General features: G+C 71.0%; 23 protein-coding genes. 10 read left to right on the top strand and 13 right to left on the bottom strand.

All coding sequences use genetic code 11. From position 1 onward, the window contains the following. Window positions 1-11 precede the first annotated feature (11 nt). The 3 genes from OVA17_RS05445 to OVA17_RS05435 all read right to left on the bottom strand — a co-directional run bounded on the left by OVA17_RS05445 (window position 12) and on the right by OVA17_RS05435 (window position 3,257). Window positions 12-932, bottom strand: coding sequence for a DUF1295 domain-containing protein (locus OVA17_RS05445; protein WP_267788694.1), 921 nt, complete (start codon window positions 930-932; stop codon window positions 12-14). After that, window positions 929-2,764: an AMP-dependent synthetase/ligase gene (locus tag OVA17_RS05440; protein WP_267788693.1), complete on the bottom strand. Its 1,836-nt coding sequence runs from the start codon at window positions 2,762-2,764 to the stop codon at window positions 929-931. The genes OVA17_RS05445 and OVA17_RS05440 overlap by 4 nt, the downstream gene beginning before the upstream one ends. A gap of 103 nt (window positions 2,765-2,867) precedes the next feature. Further along, a complete protein-coding gene (locus OVA17_RS05435; protein ID WP_267788692.1) occupies window positions 2,868-3,257 on the bottom strand; it encodes a hypothetical protein in 390 nt (129 codons plus the stop codon). 221 nt (window positions 3,258-3,478) lie between these two features. Between OVA17_RS05435 and OVA17_RS05430 the strand changes: the two genes are divergently transcribed. From OVA17_RS05430 to OVA17_RS05420, 3 genes are all read left to right on the top strand, one after another. Beyond that, window positions 3,479-4,678, top strand: a complete 1,200-nt coding sequence (locus tag OVA17_RS05430) for an acyltransferase family protein (RefSeq protein ID WP_267788691.1) — start codon at window positions 3,479-3,481, stop codon at window positions 4,676-4,678. Between the two features lie 9 nt (window positions 4,679-4,687). After that, window positions 4,688-4,834, top strand: a complete 147-nt coding sequence (locus OVA17_RS05425) for a hypothetical protein (protein WP_210076720.1) — start codon at window positions 4,688-4,690, stop codon at window positions 4,832-4,834. 177 nt (window positions 4,835-5,011) lie between these two features. Continuing rightward, window positions 5,012-6,499, top strand: coding sequence for an SDR family oxidoreductase (locus OVA17_RS05420; protein WP_267788690.1), 1,488 nt, complete (start codon window positions 5,012-5,014; stop codon window positions 6,497-6,499). Window positions 6,500-6,657: 158 nt separating this feature from the next. On the opposite strand, the gene OVA17_RS05415 is transcribed toward OVA17_RS05420, so the two are convergent. The 5 genes from OVA17_RS05415 to OVA17_RS05400 form a co-directional block, all read right to left on the bottom strand. Then, window positions 6,658-7,065 (bottom strand): NUDIX hydrolase, encoded by a 408-nt coding sequence (locus tag OVA17_RS05415; RefSeq protein WP_267788689.1) that lies wholly within the window; start codon window positions 7,063-7,065, stop codon window positions 6,658-6,660. A 228-nt stretch (window positions 7,066-7,293) separates the two neighbouring features. Beyond that, entirely contained in the window at window positions 7,294-8,490 is a 1,197-nt protein-coding gene (locus tag OVA17_RS16380) for an FtsX-like permease family protein (RefSeq protein WP_324289938.1), read from the bottom strand. 128 nt (window positions 8,491-8,618) lie between these two features. Beyond that, window positions 8,619-9,485, bottom strand: a complete 867-nt coding sequence (locus OVA17_RS05410; RefSeq protein WP_267788688.1) for an ABC transporter ATP-binding protein — start codon at window positions 9,483-9,485, stop codon at window positions 8,619-8,621. A 347-nt stretch (window positions 9,486-9,832) separates the two neighbouring features. After that, a complete protein-coding gene (locus tag OVA17_RS05405) occupies window positions 9,833-10,144 on the bottom strand; it encodes a hypothetical protein (protein WP_267788687.1) in 312 nt (103 codons plus the stop codon). 228 nt (window positions 10,145-10,372) lie between these two features. Then, window positions 10,373-11,014, bottom strand: a complete 642-nt coding sequence (locus tag OVA17_RS05400; protein WP_267788686.1) for a TetR/AcrR family transcriptional regulator — start codon at window positions 11,012-11,014, stop codon at window positions 10,373-10,375. Window positions 11,015-11,088: 74 nt separating this feature from the next. On the opposite strand from OVA17_RS05400, the gene OVA17_RS05395 reads away from it, so the two are divergent. From OVA17_RS05395 to OVA17_RS05385, 3 genes are all read left to right on the top strand, one after another. After that, complete coding sequence (locus OVA17_RS05395) at window positions 11,089-11,721, top strand: GNAT family N-acetyltransferase (RefSeq protein ID WP_267788685.1); 633 nt, start codon at window positions 11,089-11,091, stop codon at window positions 11,719-11,721. Window positions 11,722-11,824: 103 nt separating this feature from the next. Next, the gene (locus tag OVA17_RS05390) at window positions 11,825-12,457 is read left to right on the top strand and encodes an acyl-CoA synthetase (protein ID WP_267788683.1); all 633 of its coding nucleotides are present in this window, start codon (window positions 11,825-11,827) and stop codon (window positions 12,455-12,457) included. After that, window positions 12,454-12,819: an amino acid transporter gene (locus tag OVA17_RS05385; protein WP_267788682.1), complete on the top strand. Its 366-nt coding sequence runs from the start codon at window positions 12,454-12,456 to the stop codon at window positions 12,817-12,819. The genes OVA17_RS05390 and OVA17_RS05385 overlap by 4 nt, the downstream gene beginning before the upstream one ends. 3 nt (window positions 12,820-12,822) lie before the next feature. Here the strand turns inward: OVA17_RS05385 and OVA17_RS05380 are convergent, their stop codons facing one another. The 5 genes from OVA17_RS05380 to OVA17_RS05360 form a co-directional block, all read right to left on the bottom strand. After that, a complete protein-coding gene (locus OVA17_RS05380; RefSeq protein ID WP_267788680.1) occupies window positions 12,823-13,860 on the bottom strand; it encodes a zinc-dependent alcohol dehydrogenase family protein in 1,038 nt (345 codons plus the stop codon). A 324-nt stretch (window positions 13,861-14,184) separates the two neighbouring features. Then, a complete protein-coding gene (locus tag OVA17_RS05375) occupies window positions 14,185-17,535 on the bottom strand; it encodes an OmpL47-type beta-barrel domain-containing protein (protein WP_267788679.1) in 3,351 nt (1,116 codons plus the stop codon). A gap of 432 nt (window positions 17,536-17,967) precedes the next feature. Continuing rightward, window positions 17,968-19,347, bottom strand: a complete 1,380-nt coding sequence (gene purB / locus OVA17_RS05370; protein ID WP_267788677.1) for an adenylosuccinate lyase — start codon at window positions 19,345-19,347, stop codon at window positions 17,968-17,970. Window positions 19,348-19,374: 27 nt separating this feature from the next. Further along, the gene (locus OVA17_RS05365) at window positions 19,375-19,881 is read right to left on the bottom strand and encodes a low molecular weight protein-tyrosine-phosphatase (protein ID WP_267788676.1); all 507 of its coding nucleotides are present in this window, start codon (window positions 19,879-19,881) and stop codon (window positions 19,375-19,377) included. A gap of 34 nt (window positions 19,882-19,915) precedes the next feature. Next, entirely contained in the window at window positions 19,916-20,320 is a 405-nt protein-coding gene (locus tag OVA17_RS05360; RefSeq protein WP_267788675.1) for a phage holin family protein, read from the bottom strand. 133 nt (window positions 20,321-20,453) lie between these two features. Between OVA17_RS05360 and OVA17_RS05355 the strand changes: the two genes are divergently transcribed. The 4 genes from OVA17_RS05355 (at window position 20,454) to OVA17_RS05340 (ending at window position 25,176) form a co-directional block, all read left to right on the top strand. Further along, a complete protein-coding gene (locus OVA17_RS05355) occupies window positions 20,454-21,530 on the top strand; it encodes a histidinol-phosphate transaminase (RefSeq protein ID WP_267788674.1) in 1,077 nt (358 codons plus the stop codon). A 98-nt stretch (window positions 21,531-21,628) separates the two neighbouring features. Then, window positions 21,629-22,759 carry a thiamine pyrophosphate-dependent enzyme gene (locus OVA17_RS05350; protein WP_267788672.1) on the top strand — a complete coding sequence of 377 codons (1,131 nt, stop codon included), beginning with the start codon at window positions 21,629-21,631 and terminating at the stop codon, window positions 22,757-22,759. An 8-nt stretch (window positions 22,760-22,767) separates the two neighbouring features. Further along, window positions 22,768-23,733, top strand: coding sequence for an alpha-ketoacid dehydrogenase subunit beta (locus OVA17_RS05345; protein WP_081349711.1), 966 nt, complete (start codon window positions 22,768-22,770; stop codon window positions 23,731-23,733). A gap of 114 nt (window positions 23,734-23,847) precedes the next feature. Next, entirely contained in the window at window positions 23,848-25,176 is a 1,329-nt protein-coding gene (locus OVA17_RS05340) for a dihydrolipoamide acetyltransferase family protein (RefSeq protein WP_267788670.1), read from the top strand. The last annotated feature ends 118 nt before the right edge of the window (window positions 25,177-25,294 follow it).

The following is a 25,294-nucleotide window of genomic DNA, read 5'->3' as shown; positions in this document are numbered from 1 at the left end:
CGTCGGGCACCTCACGACCGCGCGGTCAGCGCCGGGATCAGCACCGGAGTGCGGTCACGGTAGGCGAGGTAGTCGGACCGGTCGCCCCAGCGCTCGTCGGCGCGCTTCTCGAGCAGAGGGATGCCGCTGACCCGCGTCAGCAACAGCACCACGAACAGCGGCGACAGGACGGCGACCCACTGCCAGCCCTTCAGCACGGGCACGGCGACGAGGAAGACACCGACCCACACGAGGATCTCGCCGAAGTAGTTGGGATGCCGGGACCGCGACCACAGGCCCGTGCGGATGAACTCCCCCCTGTTCGCGGGGTCGGCGCGGAACGCCTGCTTCTGGAGGTCGGCGACGACCTCGAACACCATCCCGGTGAGCCACACGACGATCCCCGCAACCGCGAACCCGTCGAGGGGCGCCCGGTCGGCGGCATCCGCGCTCATGGCGATCCAGGCGGCCGACGCGGTGAGAGCCACCCAGAGCCCCTGGATGCACCAGACCTGGAAGAAGCGCAGCGGGTTCGTCTTGATCTCGTCGAAGCGTCCGTCGGTACCCGCCCGGTGCACACGCGCGAAGAGGAACGAACCGAGGCGCGCGGCCCACACGACGACCATCGCGGCGAGGATCCACCCGCGGGCGTCCTGCGCGGGGGCGAGCAGGGCGAGGGCGATCGAGACGGCGATGAAGGTGAGGCTGCCGGTCAGGTCGAAGAACCGCTCGGTGCGGCGCAGGGCCGAGGGGAGGAAGACGACGAACTGGATGACGAAGGCCGCCGTCACAGCGATCGCGAACACCGGGATGCCACCGACCTGCGCACCGCGGAAGCTTCCGGCGACGGCGAGCCCCGCGCCGATGACGAGGGCCACCACCACGGCGACGAGCGCCGTGAGGTTCCGGGTCGCGGGGGACCGTTCCGAGGTGGGGGGAACGGGTGCGGTCATGATGCGGCTCCTCTGTACAGGGTGTCGATCGTGTCGGCGGCGCGGTGCAGGACCTCGCGGCGCTTGATCTTGAGAGTCGGGGTGACGAGCTCGCGATCGTCGAGGTCGGCGAGCACGACGGTGAAACGGCGCACCTGCTCACTGCGCGACACGAGGGCATTCGCCGCGTCGACGGCGGTCTGCAGGTGGGCGGTGAGGCGGGGGTCGTCGATCGCGCGCACGGCGCCCGGAATGCCGGGCTCGAGCGTAGAACCGTTCGCGGCCACCCAGGCGGCCGACTGCTCGGGATCGAGGATCAACAGGGCCGAGAGGTAGGGCTTGCCCTCGCCGATCATGACGGCGTGCTGCACGAGCGGACTCGCCTCGACCGCGCCCTCCCAGCGGGCGGGCACCACCGTCTTGCCGTTCGAGGTGACGATGACGTCTTTCAGGCGGCCCTCGAGGATGACCCGCCCCGAGTCGTCGATGCGACCGAGGTCGCCCGTGCGGAAGAAACCGTCCACGAATGCATCGGCGTCGTGACGGGGGTCGCGGTACCCCGAGAACACGCCCACACCGCGGGCGAGCACCTCTCCCTGCGGGCTGATGCGCACGGTCGATCCGGGAAGGGGGAGTCCCACCGTGCCCGAGGCGATGCGCCCCGGCAGGTTTCCGGTCAGCGGCGCGGTCGTCTCGGTGAGGCCGTAGCCCTCGATGACCGGGACCCCGATGCCCCGGAAGAACAGCGACAGATCGCGATCGAGGGTCGCCCCTCCCGACAGGATGTACCCGACCCGCCCACCCATCACGGAACGGAGCCGCGCGTAGAAAAGCGCGTCGAAGACGGCCTTTCGCACCCGGAAGCCGAGGGGAGCGCGGCGCGGGTGGCCGGCATCCCGGAACTCTTCGAACCGCCCGCCGAGGATCGCGGTGGCGACGGCGCGAGCCCACAGCCGGCCGAGGTGCTTCTCGGCGGCTTTCTCGCCCGCGGCCGACTGGATCTTCTGCAGGACGCGGGGAACCGCCACGAGGAAGGTCGGGTGCAGCACGGCGAGGGTGGGCACGACCTGCGCCGGCTCGGAGAGGTGCGCGATGCGCATGCCGCTCGCGATGCAGATGAGCTGCAGGCCGCGCGCGAGCACATGGGCGAGCGGGAGGAAGATGATCGTGTTGCCCTGCGGGTTCACCACTTCGCGGTACGCGGCGGCGATGTTGAGCACTTGACCGAGGAAGTTCGCGTGCGTGAGCACGGCGCCCTTGGGCTCGCCGGTCGTTCCCGAGGTGTAGACGATGGTCGCCGGATCGTCGTGGCCGGCGCGGATGCGGCGGCTCTCGAGCTCGGCCTCGGAGACATCGGCACCCCGCGCGCTGAGCTCGTCGAGCGAGGGGACGTTCTCGACGCCCGCCATCGCCCAGGTGCCGAGCGTCTCGTCCCCGGCCTGCGCGAGTGCGTCGGTGAGGAGGTCGGCGTGCGCGCGGGTTCCGGCGACCGCGAGGCGCACGCCGGCGTCGCGCACGATCGCATCGACCTGCGAGGCCGACGACGAGTCGTACACGGGAACGACCACGCCCCCGGCGAACCAGGTGGCGAGATCGGCGACGGCCCACTCGTAGCGCGTCGGCGCCATGATGGCCACGGTGTCGCCGGGCTGCAGGCCGACGCCGACCATTCCCTTCGCGAGCGCGCGGACGGCATCGAGGAAGGCCGCGGTGGTCACCGGCTTCCACCCGCTGTCGGTCGGCACCTCGAAGGCGATGTGATCGGGGGCTTCCTCCGCACGGCGGACGAGCAGATCGGTCACGTTGGTGAACGCGTCCAGGCGCGCCAAAGCGGGCGTGTGCGTCTCGAACATCATTCCTCCGGGCGAGTGCGCGGTCCTCGGGTGGGGGACCGCCGAGATCATTTCGGAGGCGTGCTCGGTTCGGATTGCCGGTCGGGGCTTCCCGCGCGCGGGCTCAGGGGGCGCTGAGGGCCCGCACGGTCAGGCGCACGAAGAAGTAGCCGATGGCGATGTTGATGACCACCCCGATCAGATACGTGACCGAGAGGCCGTTCGTCGCCGAGATCGAAGCGAACGCCACCACGGCGGCGATGACGCCCCCGCCTCCTGCCACCGCCAGGGCCGCGAGGTGCACGTTCGGCGACGGGCGAACGGCGGCCAGCAGCCACAGCACGCTGAGCAGCCCGACTGTCACCCCGCCCGCCAGGAGGGTGGGCTCGTCCAGACCGATCCACAGGTACATGACCGCGACGACGACGAAGATCGGCGCCAGCACGAACGCAAGAGCCCGCGCGCGGCGGGCGAGCTTCTCGGGCGGAACCGGGTCGATCGAACGCGAGGCCATCTGCCCTCTTCCCCCTGCGTGGCGCGGAGTCGCCAGGCTATCCACCGGGTCCGCTCCTCGTCCAGGAGAAGGGAGGCTGTCGCCGTCAACCCCCGGGCCTTTCAGGCTTTTCTTGGCACTCGACCGGTATTTTCTCTCGCGTCGGTGTGGACTCGTGCGCCCCGCACGGGTCGCTGATCGCCGGCCAGCGAGACGACGCGGAGGCGACGACGATCAGTACCTTGACGGCACCCGCTCCTCGCGTGACGGCTCCGGCGACGGCATCCCGCCCCGCGAACCCCGCGAACCCCGCGCGCCACCTGCCCTCTCTGACAGGGCTCCGCTGGGCGACGGCGATGCTGATCTTCGGTCACCACCTCATGGCGGTCGAGTACTTCGGCGGCACCGCCGGAACCGTCTGGGCCTTCGTCTTCGAAGCCGGCAAGACCGGCGTGACGCTCTTCTTCATCCTCTCGGGCTTCGTGCTCGCCTGGGGCCACAAGCCGCGCCAGAGCGCCGGGTCGTTCTACTGGCACCGCTTCGCCCGCATCTACCCCCTGCATCTCGTCGGCGTGGGACTGGCTCTGGTCGCCGCGGCGACCCTCGTCCCCGAGATCCGGACCGCGGGACGGGCGCCCCTGGTCGCGAACGTCTTCCTCGTCAACGGCTGGGTGCCCGACTGGTGGCAGGCCGGCAACCCCGCGAGCTGGTCGCTCGTGTGCGAGGCCTTCTTCTATCTGAGCTTCCCGTTCCTCATCCGGCCCCTCGTGCGTCTATCGAACCGCGCTCGGACCGTCGTGGTCGTGGGATCGCTCGTGCTCGTCGCCCTGGCCCCGCAGATCGCCGCGGTGTCTCCGGTGCCGATGGCGGCGGCATCCACTCCCCTCCTGCGCCTGCCCGAGTTCGTGCTGGGCGTCACCCTCGCGCTGGTGCTGAAGAGCGGGGCATGGATGCCGCTGAAGCTGCGCTACACGGTCCCGCTCGCCGTCGTGGGCTACGCCCTGTCGGAGGCTCCCCCGATCCCCGGCACCGACATCCACCCCGGCCTGGCCGCGACCGTCGGGTCGTTCGCTCTGCTGGTGGCCTCTCTCGCCGCCGCCGACGCCCACGGGCGGTCGACGTTCCTCGCGCGCCCTGTGTGGCAGGAGCTCGGACGCGTGTCGTTCGCGTTCTACCTCGTGCACCTGCTCGTGATCGCGTCGGTGTCGTCGTCGTGGCCCGACGGTCACCCCCAGCTGCCCTGGCGGCACGCGCTTCTGCTCGCGCTCGCCGCTTTCGCGATCGCGCTGGCGATCGCGTGGGTGCTGCACCGGGCGGTCGAGATCCCGGCGCAGAAGTGGCTGCTGCGGTACGACCGGTCGCGCCACGTGTCGGAGGGCACGGGCGCTTCGGTCGGGGGAGAGGCGCGCGCGTCGACTGCCGCTTCCCCCGCCTCCCGCTAGGCTCGCGGGATGTTCGGGGCGCACATGTTGATCCTTCTGCTCACCTGGGGTGTGGCCCTGGTCGCGATCGGCGCGGTGCTGTACGTCGCCGTGCGTCTCGCGGTGCTGCACGCGCTGAAGGCGCACACCCGCTGGGTCGAGTCCGGGCAGCGCTGACGCGGCGCCCGACCGCTCCCGGGGGCCTGCGTCGAGAACAGGGGATTCGCTGAGAACAGGCCGTTTCACGGCGAATCGTCCTGTTCTGGTGGCATCCCCTGTTTTCGTGACGCGGCGGTCCGGGCCGCGACACGCCCGGCCCACCGATCGTCCAGATTCGCCTCGGTACACTTCCCTGTGCCCGAAACACAGCTGAACCCCGACCGCGATGCCGCGCGGGCGGTATCCATCGATCCGACCGAGCTCGAGATCGCGCTGCGCGTCATCGACGCCGCGTCCTCGCTCGACCCCGAGGATCCCGCGTACATCGCCCTGCGCCGCCAGACCGGCAAGCTCTACAAGGACGTCAAGCGCCAGTCGCGCAAAGAGAAGCGTCAGCGCATCGCCGAGGCCGACCGCGCGGTCGTGGCCGCGACCGCCACGGGCGCCGCCGACCGCATCGACGACGAGACGCGCGGCATCCCGCTGGCCGCTCGCACGTCCATGCCCTTCGCCGGAGAACTCATCAAGGCCCGCGCCTGCTACATCTGCAAGCAGGATTACACCCTCGTCGACGCGTTCTACCACCAGCTCTGCCCCGACTGCGCGGCCATGAGCCACGCCAAGCGCGACGCCCGCACCGACCTCACCGGCAAGCGGGCCCTGCTCACCGGCGGCCGCGCGAAGATCGGCATGTACATCGCGCTGCGGCTGCTGCGCGACGGCGCGCACACGACCATCACCACGCGCTTCCCGCGCGACGCGGTGCGCCGCTTCTCGTCGCTGCCCGACAGCGCCGACTGGATCCACCGGCTCAAGGTCGTCGGCATCGACCTGCGCGACCCCGCCCAGGTGATCGGGTTGGCGGAGTCCGTGGCATCCGAGGGTCCTCTCGACATCCTGATCAACAACGCCGCGCAGACGGTTCGGCGCTCTCCGGGGGCCTACAAACCCCTGGTGGATGCCGAACTCGCACCGCTGCCCGAGGGACCCCTGCCCGAGTTGGTGACCTTCGGCCACACGAACGACGCCCACCCGCTCGCCCTCGCGCAGTCGGTGTCGGCGCACCCGATCCTCGCGTCGGCCGCGCGCACTGCGGACGAGCTGACCGCCGAGGCGATGGCGGCGGGGTCGTCGTCGCTGGAGCGTCTGGCGGCCGGAACGGCGATCGACGCGGGCGGGCTCGTGCCCGACGAGGACCGCATCAACAGCTGGACGCAGCACGTCGACCAGGTCGAGCCCCTCGAGATGCTCGAGGTGCAGCTGGCCAACATGACCGCGCCGTTCCTGCTCGTCAGCAGACTGCGCCCCGCGATGGCGGCGTCTTCGGCGCGGCGCAAGTACATCGTCAACGTCTCGGCGATGGAGGGCGTCTTCGGTCGCGGCTACAAGGGCCCCGGCCACCCGCACACGAACATGGCGAAGGCCGCGCTGAACATGCTGACGCGCACGAGCGCCCGCGAGATGTTCGAGACCGACGGCATCCTCATGACCGCCGTCGACACCGGCTGGATCACCGACGAGCGCCCGCACTTCACCAAGGTGCGCCTCGCCGAGGAGGGTTTCCACGCCCCGCTCGACCTCGTCGACGGCGCGGCGCGCGTGTACGACCCGATCGTGCGCGGCGAGGCCGGCGAAGACCTGTTCGGGATCTTCCTGAAGGACTACAGCAAGGGCAGCTGGTAAGGCGCCGCGGGGTGGGCGCGGGGCGTGCCCGGCGCCCGCTCCGGTGCCGCGCCCGGTCCGGTCCGGCCCGGCCCGGTTGAGTGTCCAAAACACCCGGACGACTTTCGAATCCGTCCGGGTGTTTTGGACACTCAACGCGCGTTCGGGTCGCGAGGGCCTCAGGCGGGCAGAAAGTACTCGCGGGCGAGAGGGGCGATCTCGAGACCGGATGCCGTGGCCGTGGTGACCCAGCGGAGCTCGGCGATCTCGGCATCCGGTGTCGGCTCCTGGTCGCCGATGTCGACGCGGAAGACCTCGGCCACGACCTCGAAGCCCGGTTCGTTCGCCGCGCTCGCGGCGTAGGAGCCGAGGGGTTCGAGCAACGCGGGGTCGACGCGCAGGCCGACCTCCTCAGCCAGTTCGCGCGCGAGCGTCTCGGCGGGCGTCTCGCCGACCTCGGGCTTGCCGCCGGGCTGCATGAACGCCGTCGTGCCGGCCTTGCGAACGAGCAGCAGGCGCCCCTCGGCGTCGGTTATGACCGCGGCCGAAACGTGGATACGGCGCGGGGAAGTGGCATCCGGGATCACCTCGGCACGCTAGCACCCGGGAGCCGCCCTCTCGGCGCGGAGGGGGCGTGGGCGTGGGCGTTGAGTCGGCGTGGGCGTGGGCGTGGGCGTGGGCGTGGGCGTGGGCGTTGAGTCGGCGTGGGCGTGGGCATAGGCGTTGAGTGTCCAAGAAACCCGGACGTTTTGCGGAATCGTCCGGGTGTTTTGGACACTCAACACTCGACGGGCGCCGTGCGACGGTCCCGCGGGTCAGAGGGCGCCGCGGCGGATGCCGGTGACGATCGGCCGCGTCGACGCCAGTGCCGCGGCCACCAGCGCGAAGCCCGCGGCGAAGGTCAGCGCGATCGTGAGCACCGAGAGTGGCGCGACGATCAGGCTGATCCCGACGAGGGGGAACGCGAGCATCAGGCCGAGAGCCGCGCCTCCCACGGCGGCCCACCGCAGCGGCACCATGACGGTGATGCGGCGGGCGCGGCGGAGCTCGGCATCCGGGATGCCGAGGCGATCCAGGCCCACGATCAGCTCGCGCTCCTCGAGCACCGATGCCGCCTGCGTCACCCCCACCGCGCAGGCGAGCAGGACGAAGGCGATGCCGAGGGTCACGAGAACGCCCGTGCGGATGTCGGCCATGAGGGGGCCTGCTTCGGCGGCGGCGTCGGCGATCGCGAGACCGCACCCGGCGACGACCGCGATGAACGACACGAGCGCCATGCCCGACACGCGGCGCCAGGCGGGGCCCGCGTGGGCGGCGAGCTCTCGGCCGGCGACGAGTTCGGCGGCGGAGCGGGCACGCCGGGCCATCGCGCGCCCGCGGGCGGCGACGATCGGGGCGCCGATGAGGTTGAGCAGGGCGAGGGCCCCGGCGAAGAGGCCGAGCAGCACGACGAGGGTCACGGCCGGCCCCAGCAGCGGCGCCAGAGCGCCGAGGTTCCCCACGAGCGCCACGACCCCCACGATGAGCACCGCCCCGACGACGAACGCCGTGGTCTTCTTCGCCGGCGCCTCGCTCCGTGTGCGCACGCCGAGCGGGGTGACGGCGACCCCGCGCAGGCTCGCGGCCGCGCTCGCCGCGCCGATGAGCACCACGGATGCCAGCACCCCGGCCCCCAACGGCGGGTCGACGACCACGGCACCGACGCCGACCGGCCCGCCGAAGAACGGCAGCAGCCCGACGAGGGGAAGGAGGGCGGCGTACAGCAGCACTCCGGTGAGGGCCCCCGCGGTCGCGATCGCGGTCGCCTCGAGCACGGTCAGCGACCACAGCTCGCGTGTGCTCGCGCCGAGCAGGCGCAGGGTTGCGAGGCGGTCGTTGCGGCGGCGGCTCGTCAGGCGCGCGGCGGCCGCGCCGAGGGTGACGAGCGGTACGGCGAGCAGCACCAGGGCGAGCACGGCCAGGATGCCGTAGAGCCCTCCCTCTGCCCCGGCTCGCGGGTCCACGAGGAACATGCGCGCCCCGCCCGCGACCACGAGCAGCAGCGCGGTGGTGACGGCGAACGCGACGACCGGGAGGGCGATCGCCGCCAGGCCCTGGCGCGCGGGGCGCGAGAGCAGCCGGGCGAGGGGGAGGACGGTGCTCATCGGTTCGCCTCCGTCGAGGTCGAGGTCGAGGTCGAGGTCGAGGTCGAGGCCGAGGCCGGAGTCGAGGTCGGGGTCGGGGCCGCGGCCGGGGTCGGGGTGGACGCGGGGGCCGGCCACGCCGCAGCGGATCGCGGCGCCGGGCTCGCGGGCGACAGCGCTACCGCGGCATCCGTCTCCGAATCCCCGACGATGCGCCCGTCGCGCACCCGCACGATCCGCGAGCAGCGGCGGGCGACGTCGGCATCGTGCGTGACCATGACGAGGGTGCGGCCCTGGCCGGTCGTGGCGAGCAGCAGGGCGTCGAGCACCTCCGACGAGGTCGTCGAGTCGAGGGCACCGGTCGGCTCGTCGGCGAAGACGACGGGAGCCCCGGTCACCTGGGCGCGGGCGATCGCGACGCGCTGCGCCTGACCGCCCGAGAGCTGGCCGATGCGCCGACCCTCCATCCCCGCGAGACCCAGGGCGGCGAGCCAGACGGCGGCGTGCCGCTCGGCATCCTGTCGGCGAAGACCCTTCAACAGCAGGGGGAGCGCTGCGTTCTCGACGGCCGTGAGCTCGGGCAGCAGCAGGTGCTCCTGGAAGACGAAGCCGAGCGCTTCGCGACGTACCCGGGCGCGCTCGCTCTCGCTCAGCCCGACGAGCTCGCGCGGGGCGGCGCCGGGGGCGCTCAGCACGATGGAGCCCGCGTCGGGGGCGATGACGGCCGCGAGGCAATGCAGCAACGTGGTCTTGCCCGAGCCCGAGGCGCCCATCACGGCGACGGACTCTCCGGCGCGGATCGTGAGCGAGACGCCGTCGAGGGCGCGCAGCGCGCCGTACTGCTTGACGAGGCCGGAGGCGGTGAGCACGGGTGAGGAGGTCATGTTCCCATCCCAGCGAGCCGGGGCCTCGGGGTCGTCCGCCCCGGGGAGTATCCGCGTCCCCCTCGAGATCGATCTGTCGCTCAGCCGCCGGTCGCTGTGCTTCGGCCTTCGCCGGGCACATCGGCCACCGTGATCCCGGTCACGGCGGCGGCGGTGCTCGTGGTGTCCGCCGGGTGGGTGCCGACCGCGTCGCCCCGACCGACGGCTCGGCGGTCATCCAGGTGCAGGTGACCGCCGGCGCGGGCACTCCGATGTCGTCCGCGCTGACGTCCGTCTCGAACGCGATCGCAGAACGCGCAGAGGGACCGAGCCGTGCGGCCCGGTCCCTCTGCGTGCTCGAGTGCGATTCAGGAGCAGGTGTACGTCACACCGTCGACGTAGTGCTGCCCCGGTCCCAGGTCGCCGCACGCGGCGAAGATGCCCGCGAAGACGCTGATGACGATGATGGCGACGATGATGCCCACCACGAGAAGGACGGCGCCGACGATGATGCCGATCAGTGCGGGGGTGTTCTTGTACCCGGCCTTCTTCGACTGCACGAGAGCGACGATCGAGATGATCAGGCCGATCAGGTTGAACGGGAAGGCGACGATGAGGCCGATGATGCCGAGCGTCTTGCCCGGGTAGGTGGTTCCGGCGGGTGCGGGCTGCGTGGTCACGATGTTCTCCTCTGGTGTCGGACACGATGCCCTCGGCCGCGGTCGAGGGGGGATGCTCGGGCCGCTCGAGGGATCGTCGAGAGGCTATCGCCCTGGCTGCTCGGCGTCGGGGAGGCGCGATCCGTCTGACGCCGCACACCGGACGACGGCTTCAGGTGCGGCCAGGGTGCTCGATCGACGAATGCTGTCGGCGCGAGAGGTCGTGGATCCCCCAGTGGTGTCTCACCCTCATCGCTCGGCGGTGTCCGGTCGGTCCTGAGCGGCCTCCCGACCGACGAAGGCGGATGCCAGCACGTCGACGACGTCGTCGAGGGCCTGCTCGTCGTGACTGCTCAACCACCACTCGACCAATCCGTCGACGCTCGCGCGGAGGGCTGCGGCGACGATCGGCGTGGGGGTGTTCAGGGTGCGCCCGGTCGCGTCCGACCACCGCTCGATGCTCTGGGCGATGGCCCGCACGCTCGCCTCGATCTCGCTCTGCGCCGCGGCGCGCAGTTCGGGATGAGCGCGGGCGGATGCCGTGAGCTCGCTCACCACGCGGTACTCGCTCTCGTGGCGGCGGAGATCGTGAGCGAGGCCGTGCAGGGAAAGGCGCACGGCCTCGGCGAACCCGTCCAGCGGCAGGTCGTCGGCCCAGACCGCGTCGAGCGCGCGCTGCGACGCGCGGTGGAGCACGGCCTCGACGAGGGCCTGCTTCGACCCGAAGGCGTAGGTGACCACGCGGTGGGCGACGCCCGCGCGCTCGGCCACCCGTCGCAGGCTCAGCGCGGATGCCCCCGCATCGGCGACGACCGAGAGCGCGGTGTCGAGCAGGCGCTCTCGGCGCTCCTCGAGGGGAAGGTAATCACGAGTGGGGGCCTCGGTGTTCACGGCGTTCTCCAAGCGATCGGGGCGGTCGAGTCTCGCATACTGAATATATCCACCCGGACCAATTGGAGGTCGAGATGACCGAACTGCACGTCACCCCCGCTCGCGAAGCCGACCTCCCCGCCGCCGCGGCCGTGCTCGCGCACGCATTCCGCGACGACCCCGTGATGGCCGCGATCCTGCCCGGAGGCCGCCGCCTCGAGCGGCTCACCACCCTGTTCACGGCCATGCTCCGCGGTGCCCCCTTCGAAACCGGCAGCGTCGACCTCGCCCGCCGCGCCGGCGGCGACGAGATCCTCGGGGTCGCCGCGTGGGAGGGCCCCGGCGCGCCGTCCCTGCCCTGGCGCCAGATCCCCGGGTACCTGTCGGCGCTCGGCCTCGCCGGTGTCGTCCGGGCCGCTGCCCTGTCGTCGCGATTGGCCCGCCACCGTCCTCGCTCACCGCACTGGTACCTGGCGCAGATCGGCGTCTCGCCGAAGGCTCGAGGACTCGGCGTCGGCGGCGCGCTCCTGCGCTCCCGGCTCGAGACTCTCGACGTCACGCGAGAGGCCGCCTACCTCGAGTCGTCGACTCCCGACAATCGTCGGCTTTACAGCCGCCTCGGCTTCGAAGAGATCGCCCCGATCCGCGGCATCCGCGGGGCCTCTCCGATGGCGATGCTGCGCCCGTCCGCTCCCGCCCGGCAGGCGGTGCCCGCTCGAGCGGTCTGACGAGGGGCCCGGGTAAGCGTCTCGACGTCGAGCGTCCACGAAGTCCGCTCAGGCGCCGAGGAATAGACTGGATGCCATCGACACCGTCTCTCCGGGACCCTCCGTGACCACTCCTTCTTCCGAGCGAGCCTTCGACGTTCGCCACGTGCAACTCGCGCGCGCCCTTTTCGCCGCTCTCGCCGCGGTGATGGTCACCTTCTCGTCCGACCATTCCGCCCCTCTCGGGCTGGGCGTGTTCAGCGGATTCGCGATCGCGACCGGGCTCGTCTTCGTGCTGTCGGTGTGGCTCGTCTTCCCGCGCGATCAGCGCCTGACGCCGGCCCTCCTCGCGGCCGTATCGATCGTGGCGGGCCTGGTCGGCAGCGTTGGCAGCTGGCGCACGACCGGTGTCTTCTTCGGGGTCGTCATCGCCTGGGCGATCCTCTCGGGCGTCATCGAGCTGGTGGGCGCCCTGCGCCAACGCAAGACGGTCGGGGCCGCGGGCGCGCGCGACGGCGTGCTCATCGGCATCCTGAGTCTCGTGCTCGGGGTGGTGCTGATGCTCCCGATCCAGCAGTACGCGCTCGACTACAGCATCGCCGGGGCGGGTTCGTTCACGCTGACCGGTATCACCATCGCCGTGGGACTCTTCGGCGGGTACGCGGCGGTCGTCGCCGTGTTCCTCGCGATCGCGGGGTTCTCTCCGCGTCGCCCCGAGCCCGTTCCGGCCGTACCCTCCGAGGAGGCCGCGTCATGACCGACAAGCCCACCACCCGCCGCGATCTGATGAAGCCCGTCCAGCTTCTCGGTCTGGCTTTCATCGCCGCGCTGTTCGCCGGCTTCGTCACGCTCATGTCGATGGGTTTCTTCCAGACGCGTCCCGCCGACGAGATCCAGCGCGCACTGATCGTGGCGCTGGTCGCGGCCGGCGCGACGTTCATCGTCACTCTGGTTTCGCTCGCGCTGTTGCTGCTGGTGGTCGACCCCACCAAGGTCACCTCGACCATCGATCGCCCGCTGCTCCTGCCGAAGGATGCACCGGATGCCGACTCCTCCAGTGCCCCGACCACGCCCGAGGCTCCGCGCGCCGACGACGGCCCCGTCGAACCCCGGGCGTAACGCCTACCGACGCGGGTCGATCATCGTCATGCCCGCGGGGGAGGCCGAGTCCATCGTGGGGAGCAGACCGGCGGCGTCGTCGAGTCCGACGACTCGCTCGATGAGTTCCTGCGGGCGCAGGGCGCCGCTCTCGATGAGCGACAGCATCTCGGGGTAGGCGACCGCGGCCATGCCGTGGCTGCCGAGCAGGTCGAGCTCCCACGCGATCACGCGTGCCATGGGCATCGGGGTCTCGCCATCGGCGGTGGGCAGCAGGCCGATCTGCACGTGCCGGCCGCGACGGCGAAGGCTCAGCACGGCATCGCGGGCCGTCTGCGCGCTGCCGACGGCGTCGACCGAGACGTGACTGCCGCCGCCGGTGAGCTCGTGCACGGCTGCGGCGATGTCGGAACCGTCGGCGAGTAGCGTGTGCTCGGCACCGAGTCTCTCGGCGGCATCGAGGGCCGCGGGGGTGCGGTCGACGGCGATGACGCGCGCGCCGAGGGCGGCACCGATCATCACGGCGCTCAGGCCGACCCCGCCCGCTCCCACGACGGTGATCCACTCGCCGGCCTGGGCCCTGGCCCGACCGGTCAGCGCGCGGTAGGCGGTGGCGAAGCGGCAGCCCAGGGCCGCGGCGGCCTCGAACGAGACGTCGTCGGGAATGCGCACGACGTTGGTGTCGGCCGCGCGCAGCACGACGCGCTCGGCGAAGCTGCCCCACTGCGTGAAACCGGGCTGCTGTTGGTCGGGGCACACCTGCGCGTCGCCGCCGCGGCACCACTCGCACACGCCGCACCCCATGACGAACGGCACCGTGACGCGGTCTCCGACGCTCCAGCGGTGCACGCCCTCGCCGACCTCGACGATCACCCCCGCGAGCTCATGTCCCGGCACGTGCGGGAGTGCGACATCGTCGTGCCCGACCCACGCATGCCAGTCGCTCTTGCACAGTCCCGTCGCGTGCACCTCGACCACGACCCCGCCCGCCGGCGCGCTCGGTTCCTCGACCTCGCGCACCTCGAGGGCTTCGGCCAGGGCATCCATGATCATCGCGCGCATGGCATCCATTCTCCCGCGTGTGCCCGGCGCTCCCGCGCTCCGTGCGGTCGCCCACCTCGGGTGAGTCGTCGCGCGGCGGGCGGTGACGCCGCGTTCGCCCCTTGAGTGTCCAAAACACCCGGACGTTCCGAAATTTCGTCCGGGTGTTTTGGACACTCAAGTGGGCAGGCGGCGCGCGGCCTGCGCGGCGCGCGCTGCCTCCGCTGGGCGGTCGGTGACGCGTCGTCTGCCCGTTGAGTGTCCAAAACACCCGGACGTTCCAAAATTTCGTCCGGGTGTTTTGGACACTCGCGAGGTGCGCGGCGGGGGAACGCGCGCACCCGGTCAGGCGCGGCGGCGGCGTGCCCCGAGCAGCGCGGCGCCGAGAGCCGACAGAGCCAGGGCCAGGATGCCGAGAACCACGGGTGCCTCTGAGCCTGTGACGGCGAGACCGCTGGCGGTGCCGCCGTCCGAGCTCCCCGGCCCGCCGATCGTTCCCGCGGGAGCACCGGGCGTGCCGGAGCCCGTGCCGGGGCCCGTGCCGAAACCGTCGCCGTCGCCCGGGGCGGTGCCCGCTCGCACCGTGACGGTCACGGACCGCACCTGTTCGCGGTTGCCCGCCACATCGGTCGAGCGGAACTGCACGACGTGGTCGCCGGCGCCCGTGAGGGTCACGCGGGAGCCGGTGGTCCACGTGGTTCCGTCGAGCGAGTACTCGGTCAGGGCAACGCCCGAGGTGGCATCCGTCGCAGCGAACACCACCGTGGCTTCGGTGGGGGCCAGAGCCTGGAACACCGCGGCCGGCTGCATCAGGCGCCGCAGGGTCGAGGGCTCCTCGACCGAGGCCGCGGTGGTCGGGGCGGCGGTGTCGATGCGGACGGGCAGGGATCCGGCGACCTCGGGCACCTCACGGCCGTTCCACAACGCGCGGTAGTCGACGGTGTGGTCGCCGTCGGCGGTGATCGGGAAGTCGAGGTCGTCGCTCCACGCCCCGCCGTCGAGGCGATGCTGCACGACGACGTCGCTGTTGCCGTCGTGGTACAGCGAGACCGAGACGGGAGCGGTGGTGTGCCAGCCCGAGGCGTTCGGGGCCGTCTTCACTGCCGGGTCGATGTGCACGATGCCGCCGGCCTCGGGCACGAAGATCTCGGGGATCTTGAGATACGACCCGGGAGTCGCGAAGGTGAGGCGCAGACCCGTGGCGAGGACCTTCGGGAACGACAGCGTCGTCTCGGTGCCGTTCGTCACGGTGGGCGCGTCACCCGTGAGAGGCAGCGGCTTCCACTGGTTCTCGTGGTAGTCCCGGTACTCCAGCGAGACGCCGGCGATCGATCCCTCGATGTTCGTGAAACGCACCTCGTTCAGGCGGTGGATCTCGAACGTCTCCATCGTGAAGGTCGCGGTGTCCTTGTAGCCCGCGTCGGTCCAGGTCGACCATGCCGTCCCCAGTCGGCCGTCGCACGCGTTCGAGGCGGGCATCGTGGCCCACTTCGTCTGGTGGAAGGATGCCGACACCTGGGCGTCGCCGCCGCGGCACACGTTCGCGGCCGAGGCGTCGCCCCACACGTCGACCTCCGAGATCGACTGCCACGTGTTCGCCTCGCTCGTCAGACGCAGTCGCAGAGCGCTCGCTGCCGGAAGTGTCCGGGCGTTGATCACGGCCGTGGGGGCCGGGGTGCTGGCATCCTGAGCGAGGGTCGCCTCGACCGCGGTGTCCTTCCACGCGCCGGCCGGGTCGCGGTACTGCACCTGGATGCGCGAGGGCCAGGTCGCGGTCGAGCCGTCCTTGTACGTGTGCACCACGATCGAGTCGAAGGTGCGGTCCGTACCCCAGTCGAACTGCAGCCAGCTGTCGCGCGGATAGCCGTTGCCGGTCCAGTCGTCCCAGCCCTTGGCCGTGGGATTGTCGTCGGTGAGCGTGCCGACGAGGTCGTTGCGGCTCGACGCGGTGACGGTCGCCTCGGGGGCGATGTCGGCGACGCCGGGCTCGGCGACGGTGATCGTGCGCTGGAACGAGCGGCCGGCGGTGAACTGCGCGTCGGCGGCGAGAGTGCCGGTGATGGTCTGGGGGCCGAGCGCGCTCGTGTCGATCGTCGACCACGTGACGGCGACCGGGGCGGTGCCGGCGGAGGTGGTGATGGGGACGCTGGCCGGCAGCTGCGGGGTGGCGCCACGTCGGACGTTCTGGGGGAGCGCGGCGGTGTCGGCCTTCCAGGTGCCGTGACCGAAGCCCTTGTCATCCCAGTAGGAGGCATCCCAGCCGTCGCCGTAGCGCGCGGGATCCTCCGCCGCGGGGTTGTGCATCTCCAACCGGCCGTTCTCGCCCACGGTGAGCGGGAGCCAGACGTAGGTCGAGTCGGACTTTCCCTCGTTCCAGCGATCGCCCATGTAGACGAACTTGCCGGGCTCGAGCTCGAACACGTTCGTCGTCTGCGAGCCGAAGGTCGAGCGGCGCACGTCGCCGATCGAGAGCAGGCCGTCGCCCCCGTCGGGGATGGCGTCGTACGAGACGGTCTCGTTCACGTCGTTCGCATCGACACCGCGGATCCACGTGCCCATCAGGTTCTTCGCGGTGTAGTACGTCTGCGGGTTGGGTGCCCAGCCGGTCGCCCCGGAGGTGACGACGCTGTAGGTGCCGTCGCGCTCGAAGATCGCGGGGGCCTCGAGGTGGCCGCATTCCTTGACGATCTGGAAGTCGGTGCCGCGCTTCGGCGCATCGGGCGTACCGTCGGCGAACACGTAGGGGTACCGGCCGTCCTCGGAGTACTGGTTCACGTCGAGGGTGTCGCGGTCTGTGGTGTGCGTGACGTTCGTGTAGCTGTCGTCGAGCGCGGCGATGTAGAGGCTGTAGTTCTCCTCCGACGAGTACGAGATGTACGCCTTGCCGTCGTCGTCCTGGAACACCGTCATGTCGCGCGCCTGACCGGGAACCGCGTACGGCGTGCACGCCTGGTAGTCGGTGCGGTTGGGCATGCGGAAGGCGCCCGTCATGCGGAAGGGCCCCGCGGGGGAGTCCGAAACGGCGACCGCCGCCATCGATCGGGCATAGGTGCTGCCGCCGGGTTCGATGCGTCCGTCGGCGTGCCACCACATGACCCACTGACCGGTCTTGTCGTTGTGCAGCACCTTCGGGCGCTCGAAGATCGCCGTGTAGTCGGAGTTCTGCGTCGAGTTCAGGTGGTAGGCCAGGGCATCGATCTTCTCGGTGCGGGGCTGGCCGTTCTCGTCGACGGTGTCGTAGAGGTCCTCGAAGTAGGGCGTGAGCAGGTCGTCGCGCGTCGAGATGCTGCGCAGGGCGTCTCCGAGGTTCGTCCAGTTCTTGGCATCCGTCGACCGGTAAACCGCCACGCCGGGGCTGTTCCAGTAGCCGTTCGTGCGGTCTTCGCCGTACCAGTAGTAGACGGTCTGGCCGTTCTCCTCGGTCGTGACGACCTGCCCGCCGTGCGCCTGGATGTGCCGGCCGTCGGTGTCGAACCACTTCGGCTGGAAGTAGTCGGTCGCGCCGGAACCCGGATCAGCGAGCGGCTGGAAGGTCGTATACGTGGCGGGTGGGTCGATGCGGGGGACGCCGTCGTTCGGATCGGTCGGGACGCCGGCTGCCGCGCTCGCCGCGAGGGGGGATGCCAGGGCGGTGGCGAGCAGAGCGGCCGTGGCGGCGGCCAGCAGGCGTGAGGTGAGCGGGCGTCGAGGCGTCATTGCGTCTGTTCCGATCCGCGCCGCGACGGTGCGGCACATGGCGACCTGAGGCCGCGGTGGGGGATGTTGACGTCAACACTATGGGCCGACGGTGCGCGGCGTCCAGGGGGGATTTGCGTGGACGCTGGCCGGGGGCGGCGCGTCGCTCGCCGCCCGCGCACCCACGTCGAGTGTCCAAAACGCCCGGACGTTTTCGAATTTCGTCCGGGTGTTTTGGACACTCAACAGGACGGCGGGCGACGCGACGCGCGGTGCCTGGCGAGGGGACACGCGAAGGCGTGACGCGGGACACGCGAAGGCGCGACGCGGGGTACGCGAAGGCGCGACGCCGCCCCACGTCACGACGTGAGTGTCCGAGAAACGCCGTCGGCGCGGGGGCCGACGCGGCGTGTCTTGGACACTCGACGGAGGGGGCGCGTTCCCCGCAGCGCGTTACAGCGCGTCGACCACCCGCGAGGCCAGTCCCGCGTACGCGGCGGGGGTCAGCGCGAGCAGGCGCTCTTTCGCGGCGTCGCCGATGTCGAGGCCGCGCACGAACTCGGCCAGCTCGGCCCCGCCGACGCGGCGGCCGCGCGTGAGGTCCTTGAGCAGCGCGTAGGGGTCGGTGATCTGCGAGCGGCCCGCGGCGATCTCGGCGCGCACGACCGTCTGGATCGCCTCGGCGAGCACTTCCCAGTTCACGTCGAGGTCGGCCAGCAGCACGTCTTCGGCGAGCGAGATCTCGGTGAGACCGCGCTGCAGGTTGTCGAGAGCCAGCAGAGAGTGCCCGAAGGCGACGCCGATGTTGCGCTGGGTCGTCGAGTCGGTGAGGTCGCGCTGCAGGCGGCTCGTCACGAGAGTGGATGCCAGGGTGGCGAACAACCCGCCCGCAATCTCGAGGTTCGCCTCGGCGTTCTCGAACCGGATCGGGTTGATCTTGTGCGGCATGGTCGACGACCCGGTGGCGCCCGCGACGGGGATCTGGGTGAAGTACCCGAGCGAGATGTACGTCCAGATGTCGGTGGCGAGGTTGTGCAGGATGCCGCCGGCGTGACGGGCACGGTCGTAGAGCTCGACCTGCCAGTCGTGCGACTCGATCTGCGTGGTGACCGGGTTGAAACCGAGGCCGAGCGACTCGATGAACTCACGCGTCAGCGACGGCCAGTCGACGTCCGGCTCTGCGGCGACGTGCGCCGACCAGGTGCCGGTGGCTCCCGAGAACTTCGCGAGGTACTCGCCGGCATCCAGTTGACGGATGACGCGCTCGAGGCGCCACGCGAAGACGCCGATCTCTTTGCCCATCGTGGTGGGCGTGGCCGGCTGGCCGTGGGTGCGCGAGAGCATCGCGGCGTCGCGGTGCTGCTTCGCGAGCTCGGCGAGTGCGGCCGTGACCGAACGGAGCTTGGGCAGCCACACGCGTTCGACCGCGCGCTGCACGGTGAGGGCGTAGGCGGTGGAGTTGATGTCCTCGCTGGTGCAGGCGAAGTGCGTCAGCTCGGCGAGGGCGGTGAGGCCCAGGGTGTCGAGGCGGTCGCGCACGAGGTACTCGACGGCCTTGACGTCGTGGCGGGTGACCGCCTCTTTCTCTTTCAGCCACGCGATCTCGTCGGCGCCGAACTCCTCGTAGAGGGCGCGCAGGCGCGCGCGGTCGGCGTCGGAGACGGGCGAGGTGCCGAACAGCGAGCGGTCGGTCAGGGCGAGCAGCCACTCGACCTCGACCTCGACGCGGGCGCGGTTGAGCCCGGCCTCCGACAGGTAGTCGCCGAGTTCCGCGACGGTGGCGAAGTACCGTCCGTCGAGCGGGCTGAGGGGCTGCGGGGGCAGAGAGGACACGGGTCTCCCGGGGGTTGCGCGAACGGGTCAGCCCGCGGAACGGATGGCGGGCTCGAGCTGTCGGAACAGGGCCCTGCTGGCGCGTTCGATCATACCGAGCACCTCGTCGAACATCGGGGCCCCGGCGTAGTACGGGTCGGGGACGTCGAGGGTCTCGGCATCCGGAAGGAAGGACTGCAGCAGCGCGATCTTGTCGGCGTCGTCGTCGTCACGCGCCCAACCGCGGAGCACGCGTTCGTGGCTGCGGTCGAGGGCGACCACGAGGTCGTTGCGCTCGAAGTCGGCGTACTGAAATTGGCGGGCGCGGTGCGACGAGCCGTCGTAGCCCAGGCGCTCGAGGGCCGCGAGGGTGCGGTGGTCGGCGCGTTCGCCAACGTGCCAGTCGCCGGTGCCGGCCGACGTCGACGCGATGTGCGCTCCGAGACCGGACGTGTGGGCGATGCGGCGGAACACCACGTCGGCCATCGGTGAGCGGCAGATGTTGCCGCTGCAGACGAACACGACGCGGAACGGCGCGTCGGGGTTCGCGGTCATCCCTCCATCATGGCGGTGATGAGCCCGGCGCGCATCAGCGGCGTTCGCGCTCCTCGCGCCGCGGGCGCAGGATGCCGCCGAGCACGGCGTTGATGATGCCGATGACGAGCGCCGCGACGACCGTCAGCCAGAACTCGCCGGTGCGCAGGCCCCAGTCCCAGTTCTCGGTGATGACGCCCGTGAGCCACAGCAGGAAGCCGTTGATGATCAGCGAGATGAGCCCGAGGGTGAGGATGTAGAGCGGGATCGCGACGATCTTGACCACGGTGCCGATGATCGTGTTCACCAGGGCGAAGATGAGCCCGACCAGCAGCAGCGTGAGCAGCACCTGGAACCACTCGCCCGGCGCGAACGGGATGAGCCGCACCTGCAGGGCGGGCAGCAGGGTGACGATCCAGATGGCGAAGGCGTTGACGGCGACGCGGACGACGAAGCGCATGCCCCCATCGTGGCACGCACCCGCTGGAGCACCACGGCCTTGTGGAGAGCTCGCGGCTCTCCCCATCGTGGGGAGGAGCGGGTCGGAAAAGTCGGACTGACGCGCGCGGCGGGCCCCCGGTTAGGCTCGCGGGGTGAGTGAAGAGCCGGTTCTGCCCCGTATCCGCCCCGAGATCGCCGCCCTGCCCGCGTACCGCCAGGGGCGACAGGCCAGCCCCGACGCCTTCAAGCTCTCGAGCAACGAGAACCCCTTCGAGCCCCTCCCCGGCGTCCTCGATGCGGCCGTCGCGGCGGGAGCGTTCAACAGATACCCGGATGCCACGGCCGCACGCCTGCGCGAGCGTCTCGCCGCGCGGTACGGCGTCTCGCCCGACGAGGTGCACGTCGGTGCCGGCAGCGTCTCGGTGCTCGCGCAGCTGCTGCTGGCGACCTCGGGCCCCGGCGACGAAGTCGTCTACGCCTGGCGCTCGTTCGAGGCCTACCCCTCGCTGGTCGCCGTCGCGGGCGCGAAGAGCGTGCAGGTGCCGTTGACGGCGGACTCGCGTCACGACCTTCCCGCGATGGCCGCCGCCGTCACCGAGCGCACGCGCCTCGTGATCGTCTGCAGCCCCAACAACCCCACCGGCCCGACCGTCGGCTACGACGAGTTCGCTGCCTTCGTCGACGCCGTGCCGCGCGATGTGCTGATCGTTCTCGACGAGGCCTACGCCGAGTTCGTCACCGACCCCGACTCGGTCGAGGGCAGCCGCGTGCGCGCCGTGCTCAACCGGCCGAACGTGGTCGTGCTTCGCACCTTCTCGAAGGCGTACGGTCTCGCGGGTCTGCGCATCGGCTACGCGATCGGCCACACCGGCGTGCTGAACGCCGCGCGCAGCACCGCGATCCCGCTCTCGGTCACCGCTGCCGGCGAGGCCGCGGCGATTGCGAGCCTGGATGCCGAGAGCGAGCTGCTGCACCGCGTGAAGGTCATCGCCGAGCGACGCGACCGCCTGGTCGACCGCCTCCGCGCGGTCGGGTGGGACGTCCCCGACGCCCAGGGCAACTTCGTGTGGCTCGCCGCCGGCGACCGCACGGTCGAGGTCGCCACCGCTTTCGAAGAGGCCGGGCTCATCGTGCGCCCCTTCCCGGGCGACGGCATCCGCATCTCGATCGGCGAAGAGGAGTCGCTCGACCGCGTGGTCGAGGTCGCCGCGGCCGCCGCCGTGCGCTGACCCGCGGGGGCGCCTTTGTCGATCGGGCACGTCGGATTCCGGCATCCGTTGTGCACCTCATGCGGTCTCGCGCATGGGTCGCGCGTTAGCGTGGGTTCATGACCCCGCTCGACGACCCCGCTCTCGTGCGCGTTCTGGCAGCCGACGGCACGCTGGCCCCCACGCCCGCCGCCGAGCGCTACCTGCCGCTCATCGACGCCCTGACCGACGCCGAACTCGAGACCTTCTACCGCGACATGGTCTCGATCCGCGCGTTCGACGTACAGGCCACCAACCTGCAGCGCCAGGGGCAGCTCGCCCTGTGGCCGCCGTCCTTCGGGCAAGAGGCGGCGCAGGTCGGCTCCGCCCGCGCGGCCCGCGCGCAGGACCACGTCTTCCCCTCGTATCGCGAGCACGTGGTCACCCGCATCCGCGGCGTCGACCCGCTCGACATCATCCGCCTCATGCGCGGACTCACCCACGGCGGGTGGGACCCCACCGACCCCAAGAACGGCAACACGCACATCTACACGCTCGTGCTCGGTGCGCAGACGCTGCACGCCACGGGCCTGGCGATGGGCCTGGTGTTCGACGGCAAGAGCGGCAGCGGCGACCCCGAGCGCGACGAAGCCGTCATCGTCTACTACGGCGACGGCGCCTCGAGCCAGGGCGACGTGCACGAGGCGATGGTCTTCGCCGCGAGCTTCCAGACCCCCGAGGTGTTCTTCCTGCAGAACAACCAGTGGGCCATCTCGGTGCCGGTCGCGACGCAGTCGCGCTCGCCGCTGTACAAGCGCGGTGAGGGCTACGGCATCCCGAGCCTCCAGGTCGACGGGAACGACGTGCTCGCGAGCTACGCCGTGTCGAAGGTCGCCCTCGACGAGGCGCGCGCAGGCGGCGGCCCCCGCGCGATCGAGGCGATGACGTACCGCATGGGCGCGCACACGACCAGCGACGACCCCACCAAGTACCGCACCTCCGACGAAGAGAAGGCGTGGGCCGGGCGCGACCCGATCGCCCGCATGCGCGCCTACCTCGAGGGACGCGGCGCCTCGCAGCAGTTCTTCGACGACGCGGATGCCGAGGGTGCAGCCCTCGCCGACGACGTGCGCGTGCGCACGAACGAGCTCGGCGGCATCCCGCGCGTGCACATGTTCGAGAGCGTCTACTCCGAGGCTCACGCGCTGATCGCCGAGGAGCAGCGCTGGCTCGACGACTACGAGACCTCGATGGAAGGGGGCGCGCAGTGACCGACAACATGCCGATCAGCCGCGCGCTGAACGCCGGACTCCGTCGCGCGCTCGAGACCGACGACCGCGTGCTGCTCATGGGTGAGGACATCGGCCCGCTCGGCGGCGTCTTCCGCGTGACCGAGGGCCTGCAGAAGGACTTCGGTCCGCGCCGGGTCATCGACTCCCCGCTCGCGGAGTCGGGGATCGTCGGCACCGCGATCGGTCTCGCGATGGGCGGCTTCACGCCCGTGCTCGAGATCCAGTTCGACGGCTTCGTCTTCCCCGCCTTCGACCAGATCACCTCGCAGCTCGCGAAGATCACGAACCGCCACGAGGGCGCGGTACGCATGCCCGTCGTCATCCGCATCCCCTACGGCGGACACATCGGCGCGGTCGAGCACCACCAGGAGAGCCCCGAGGCGTACTTCACGCACACGGCAGGGCTCCGGGTGGTCAGCCCCTCGAACGCGAACGACGCCTACTGGATGATCCAGCAGGCGATCGAATCGCCCGACCCCGTCGTCTTCCTCGAGCCGAAGGCCAAGTACTGGCAGAAGGGCGAGGTCGACCTCGAGGCGCCCGCGCTGCCGTTGCACGCGAGCCGCATCGTCCGCCGCGGCACCGACGTCACGCTCGTCGGACACGGCGCGATGGTGACGACCCTGCTGCAGGCCGCCGCTCTCGCCGAGAGCGAGGGCACGAGCTGCGAGGTCATCGACCTGCGTTCGCTCTCGCCCGTCGACTACGGCCCCCTGCTCGACTCGGTGCGCCGCACCGGCCGCATGGTCTACGCGCAGGAGGCGCCGGGCTTCACCTCGCTCGGCTCCGAGATCGCCGCGACCGTCATGGAGAAGGCCTTCTTCGCGCTCGAGGCGCCCGTGCTGCGGGTGTCGGGGTTCGACGTGCCCTTCCCGCCCGCGAAGCTCGAGGGCACCTACCTGCCCGACGCCGACCGCATCCTCGAGGCCGTCGACCGGTCTCTGGCGTACTGATCCGCTCTTCCTCTCCCCGCCATGAACCGCGAGACTGCAACTCGCTGACGAATCCGCGACAGCCTGTCACCGTTTCGTCAGCGAGATGACGTCTCGCGAGCAAAGGACACCACCGTGACCGAGCAGACCTTCGTTCTCCCCGACGTCGGAGAAGGCCTCACCGAGGCCGAGATCGTGCAGTGGCGCGTCGCTCCGGGTGACACCGTCGCCGTCAACGACGTGATCGTCGAGATCGAGACGGCCAAGTCGCTCGTCGAGCTGCCGTCGCCGTACTCCGGCACGGTCGGCGAGCTGCTGGCATCCGAGGGGTCGACCGTCGAGGTCGGTGCGCCGATCATCACGATCGGATCCGCGGATGCCGAGACCCCGTCGCAGGCAGAGCCCGTCACGGTTCCGGAGCCCAGCGATCCCGGTGGGGCGGTGCTGGTCGGGTACGGCACGGGTGGCGCGGTGTCGTCGCGTCGGCGCAAGCCCGCGGAGCGCCCCGTGAAGGCGTCGGTGGGTGTGGTCGCGAAGCCCCCGATCCGCAAGCTCGCGCGTGACCTCGGCGTCGACCTGTCGGCCGTGACTCCCAGCGGACCCGCCGGAGAGGTGACCCGCGACGACGTCGTGAAGCACGCCGAGCAGGCGAGCGTCTTCCGCAACATCGAGACGCCCGCGTGGGGTGCCGTCCGCGAGGAGACGATCGCCGTGGCCACTCCCGCGGCGCCCGCCCCCGTGGCATCCGCTCCCTCCTCCGACGCCCGCGAGGAGTCGATCCCCGTCCGCGGCGTCCGCAAGGCGACCGCCAACGCGATGACCTCGAGCGCGTACTCGGCGCCGCACGTGTCGGTGTGGGTCGACGTCGACGCCTCGCGCACGATGGAGCTCGTCAAGCGCCTCAAGGCCTCGCCCGACTTCGCCGACGTGAAGATCTCGCCGCTGCTGATCATGGCGCGCGCCGTCATCTGGGCGCTGCGTCGCACCCCGATGATCAACGCCGCGTGGGTCGACACCGAAGACGGCGCCCAGATCTCGGTGCGCCACTACGTGAACCTCGGCATCGCCGCGGCGACCCCCCGTGGCCTGCTCGTGCCGAACATCAAGGACGCGCAGTCGATGAACACCCGCGAGCTCGCCAAGGCACTCGAGCACCTCACCCTCACCGCACGCGAGGGCAGGACCAGCCCCGCCGACCAGACCGGTGGCACGTTCACGATCACGAACATCGGTGTGTTCGGAGTGGATGCCGGGACCCCGATCATCAACCCCGGCGAGGCCGGCATCATCGCGCTCGGCGCCATCCGTCAGAAGCCGTGGGTCGTCGACGGCGAGGTGCGGCCCCGCTGGGTGACCACGGTCTCGGGCTCGTTCGATCATCGCGTGGTCGACGGCGACGGGATCTCGCGGTTCATCGCGGACGTGGCATCCGTGCTCGAGGAGCCGGCGCTGCTGCTGGACTGATATGAGGCTTTATCGTCGAGGCTCGCAACTCGATCGGCACTGGCCATGGCACGTCCGAGTTGAGTCTCGCCACCCTGAAGCGCGCACGCCTATCTGCGATTCGATCGTCGCTGTTCCG

It is taken from the genome of Microbacterium sp. SL75, assembly GCF_026625865.1.
Classification (GTDB): Bacteria; Actinomycetota; Actinomycetes; order Actinomycetales; family Microbacteriaceae; genus Microbacterium.
Note: the sequence above shows the minus strand (reverse complement) of the source record. Positions and strands in the feature narration are given on the sequence as shown.

Excerpts from the sequence above, each read along its gene's own strand:
- OVA17_RS05445 (WP_267788694.1), bottom strand. The coding sequence starts at position 932 with ATGACCGCACCCGTTCCCCCCACCTCGGAACGGTCCCCCGCGACCCGG.
- OVA17_RS05440 (WP_267788693.1), bottom strand. The coding sequence starts at position 2,764 with ATGTTCGAGACGCACACGCCCGCTTTGGCGCGCCTGGACGCGTTCACC.
- OVA17_RS05435 (WP_267788692.1), bottom strand. The coding sequence starts at position 3,257 with ATGGCCTCGCGTTCGATCGACCCGGTTCCGCCCGAGAAGCTCGCCCGC.
- OVA17_RS05425 (WP_210076720.1), top strand. The coding sequence starts at position 4,688 with ATGTTCGGGGCGCACATGTTGATCCTTCTGCTCACCTGGGGTGTGGCC.
- OVA17_RS16380 (WP_324289938.1), bottom strand. The coding sequence starts at position 8,490 with ATGTTCCTCGTGGACCCGCGAGCCGGGGCAGAGGGAGGGCTCTACGGC.
- OVA17_RS05410 (WP_267788688.1), bottom strand. The coding sequence starts at position 9,485 with ATGACCTCCTCACCCGTGCTCACCGCCTCCGGCCTCGTCAAGCAGTAC.
- OVA17_RS05395 (WP_267788685.1), top strand. The coding sequence starts at position 11,089 with ATGACCGAACTGCACGTCACCCCCGCTCGCGAAGCCGACCTCCCCGCC.
- OVA17_RS05385 (WP_267788682.1), top strand. The coding sequence starts at position 12,454 with ATGACCGACAAGCCCACCACCCGCCGCGATCTGATGAAGCCCGTCCAG.
- OVA17_RS05380 (WP_267788680.1), bottom strand. The coding sequence starts at position 13,860 with ATGCGCGCGATGATCATGGATGCCCTGGCCGAAGCCCTCGAGGTGCGC.
- OVA17_RS05375 (WP_267788679.1), bottom strand. The coding sequence starts at position 17,535 with ATGACGCCTCGACGCCCGCTCACCTCACGCCTGCTGGCCGCCGCCACG.
- OVA17_RS05365 (WP_267788676.1), bottom strand. The coding sequence starts at position 19,881 with ATGACCGCGAACCCCGACGCGCCGTTCCGCGTCGTGTTCGTCTGCAGC.
- OVA17_RS05360 (WP_267788675.1), bottom strand. The coding sequence starts at position 20,320 with ATGCGCTTCGTCGTCCGCGTCGCCGTCAACGCCTTCGCCATCTGGATC.
- OVA17_RS05350 (WP_267788672.1), top strand. The coding sequence starts at position 21,629 with ATGACCCCGCTCGACGACCCCGCTCTCGTGCGCGTTCTGGCAGCCGAC.
- OVA17_RS05345 (WP_081349711.1), top strand. The coding sequence starts at position 22,768 with ATGCCGATCAGCCGCGCGCTGAACGCCGGACTCCGTCGCGCGCTCGAG.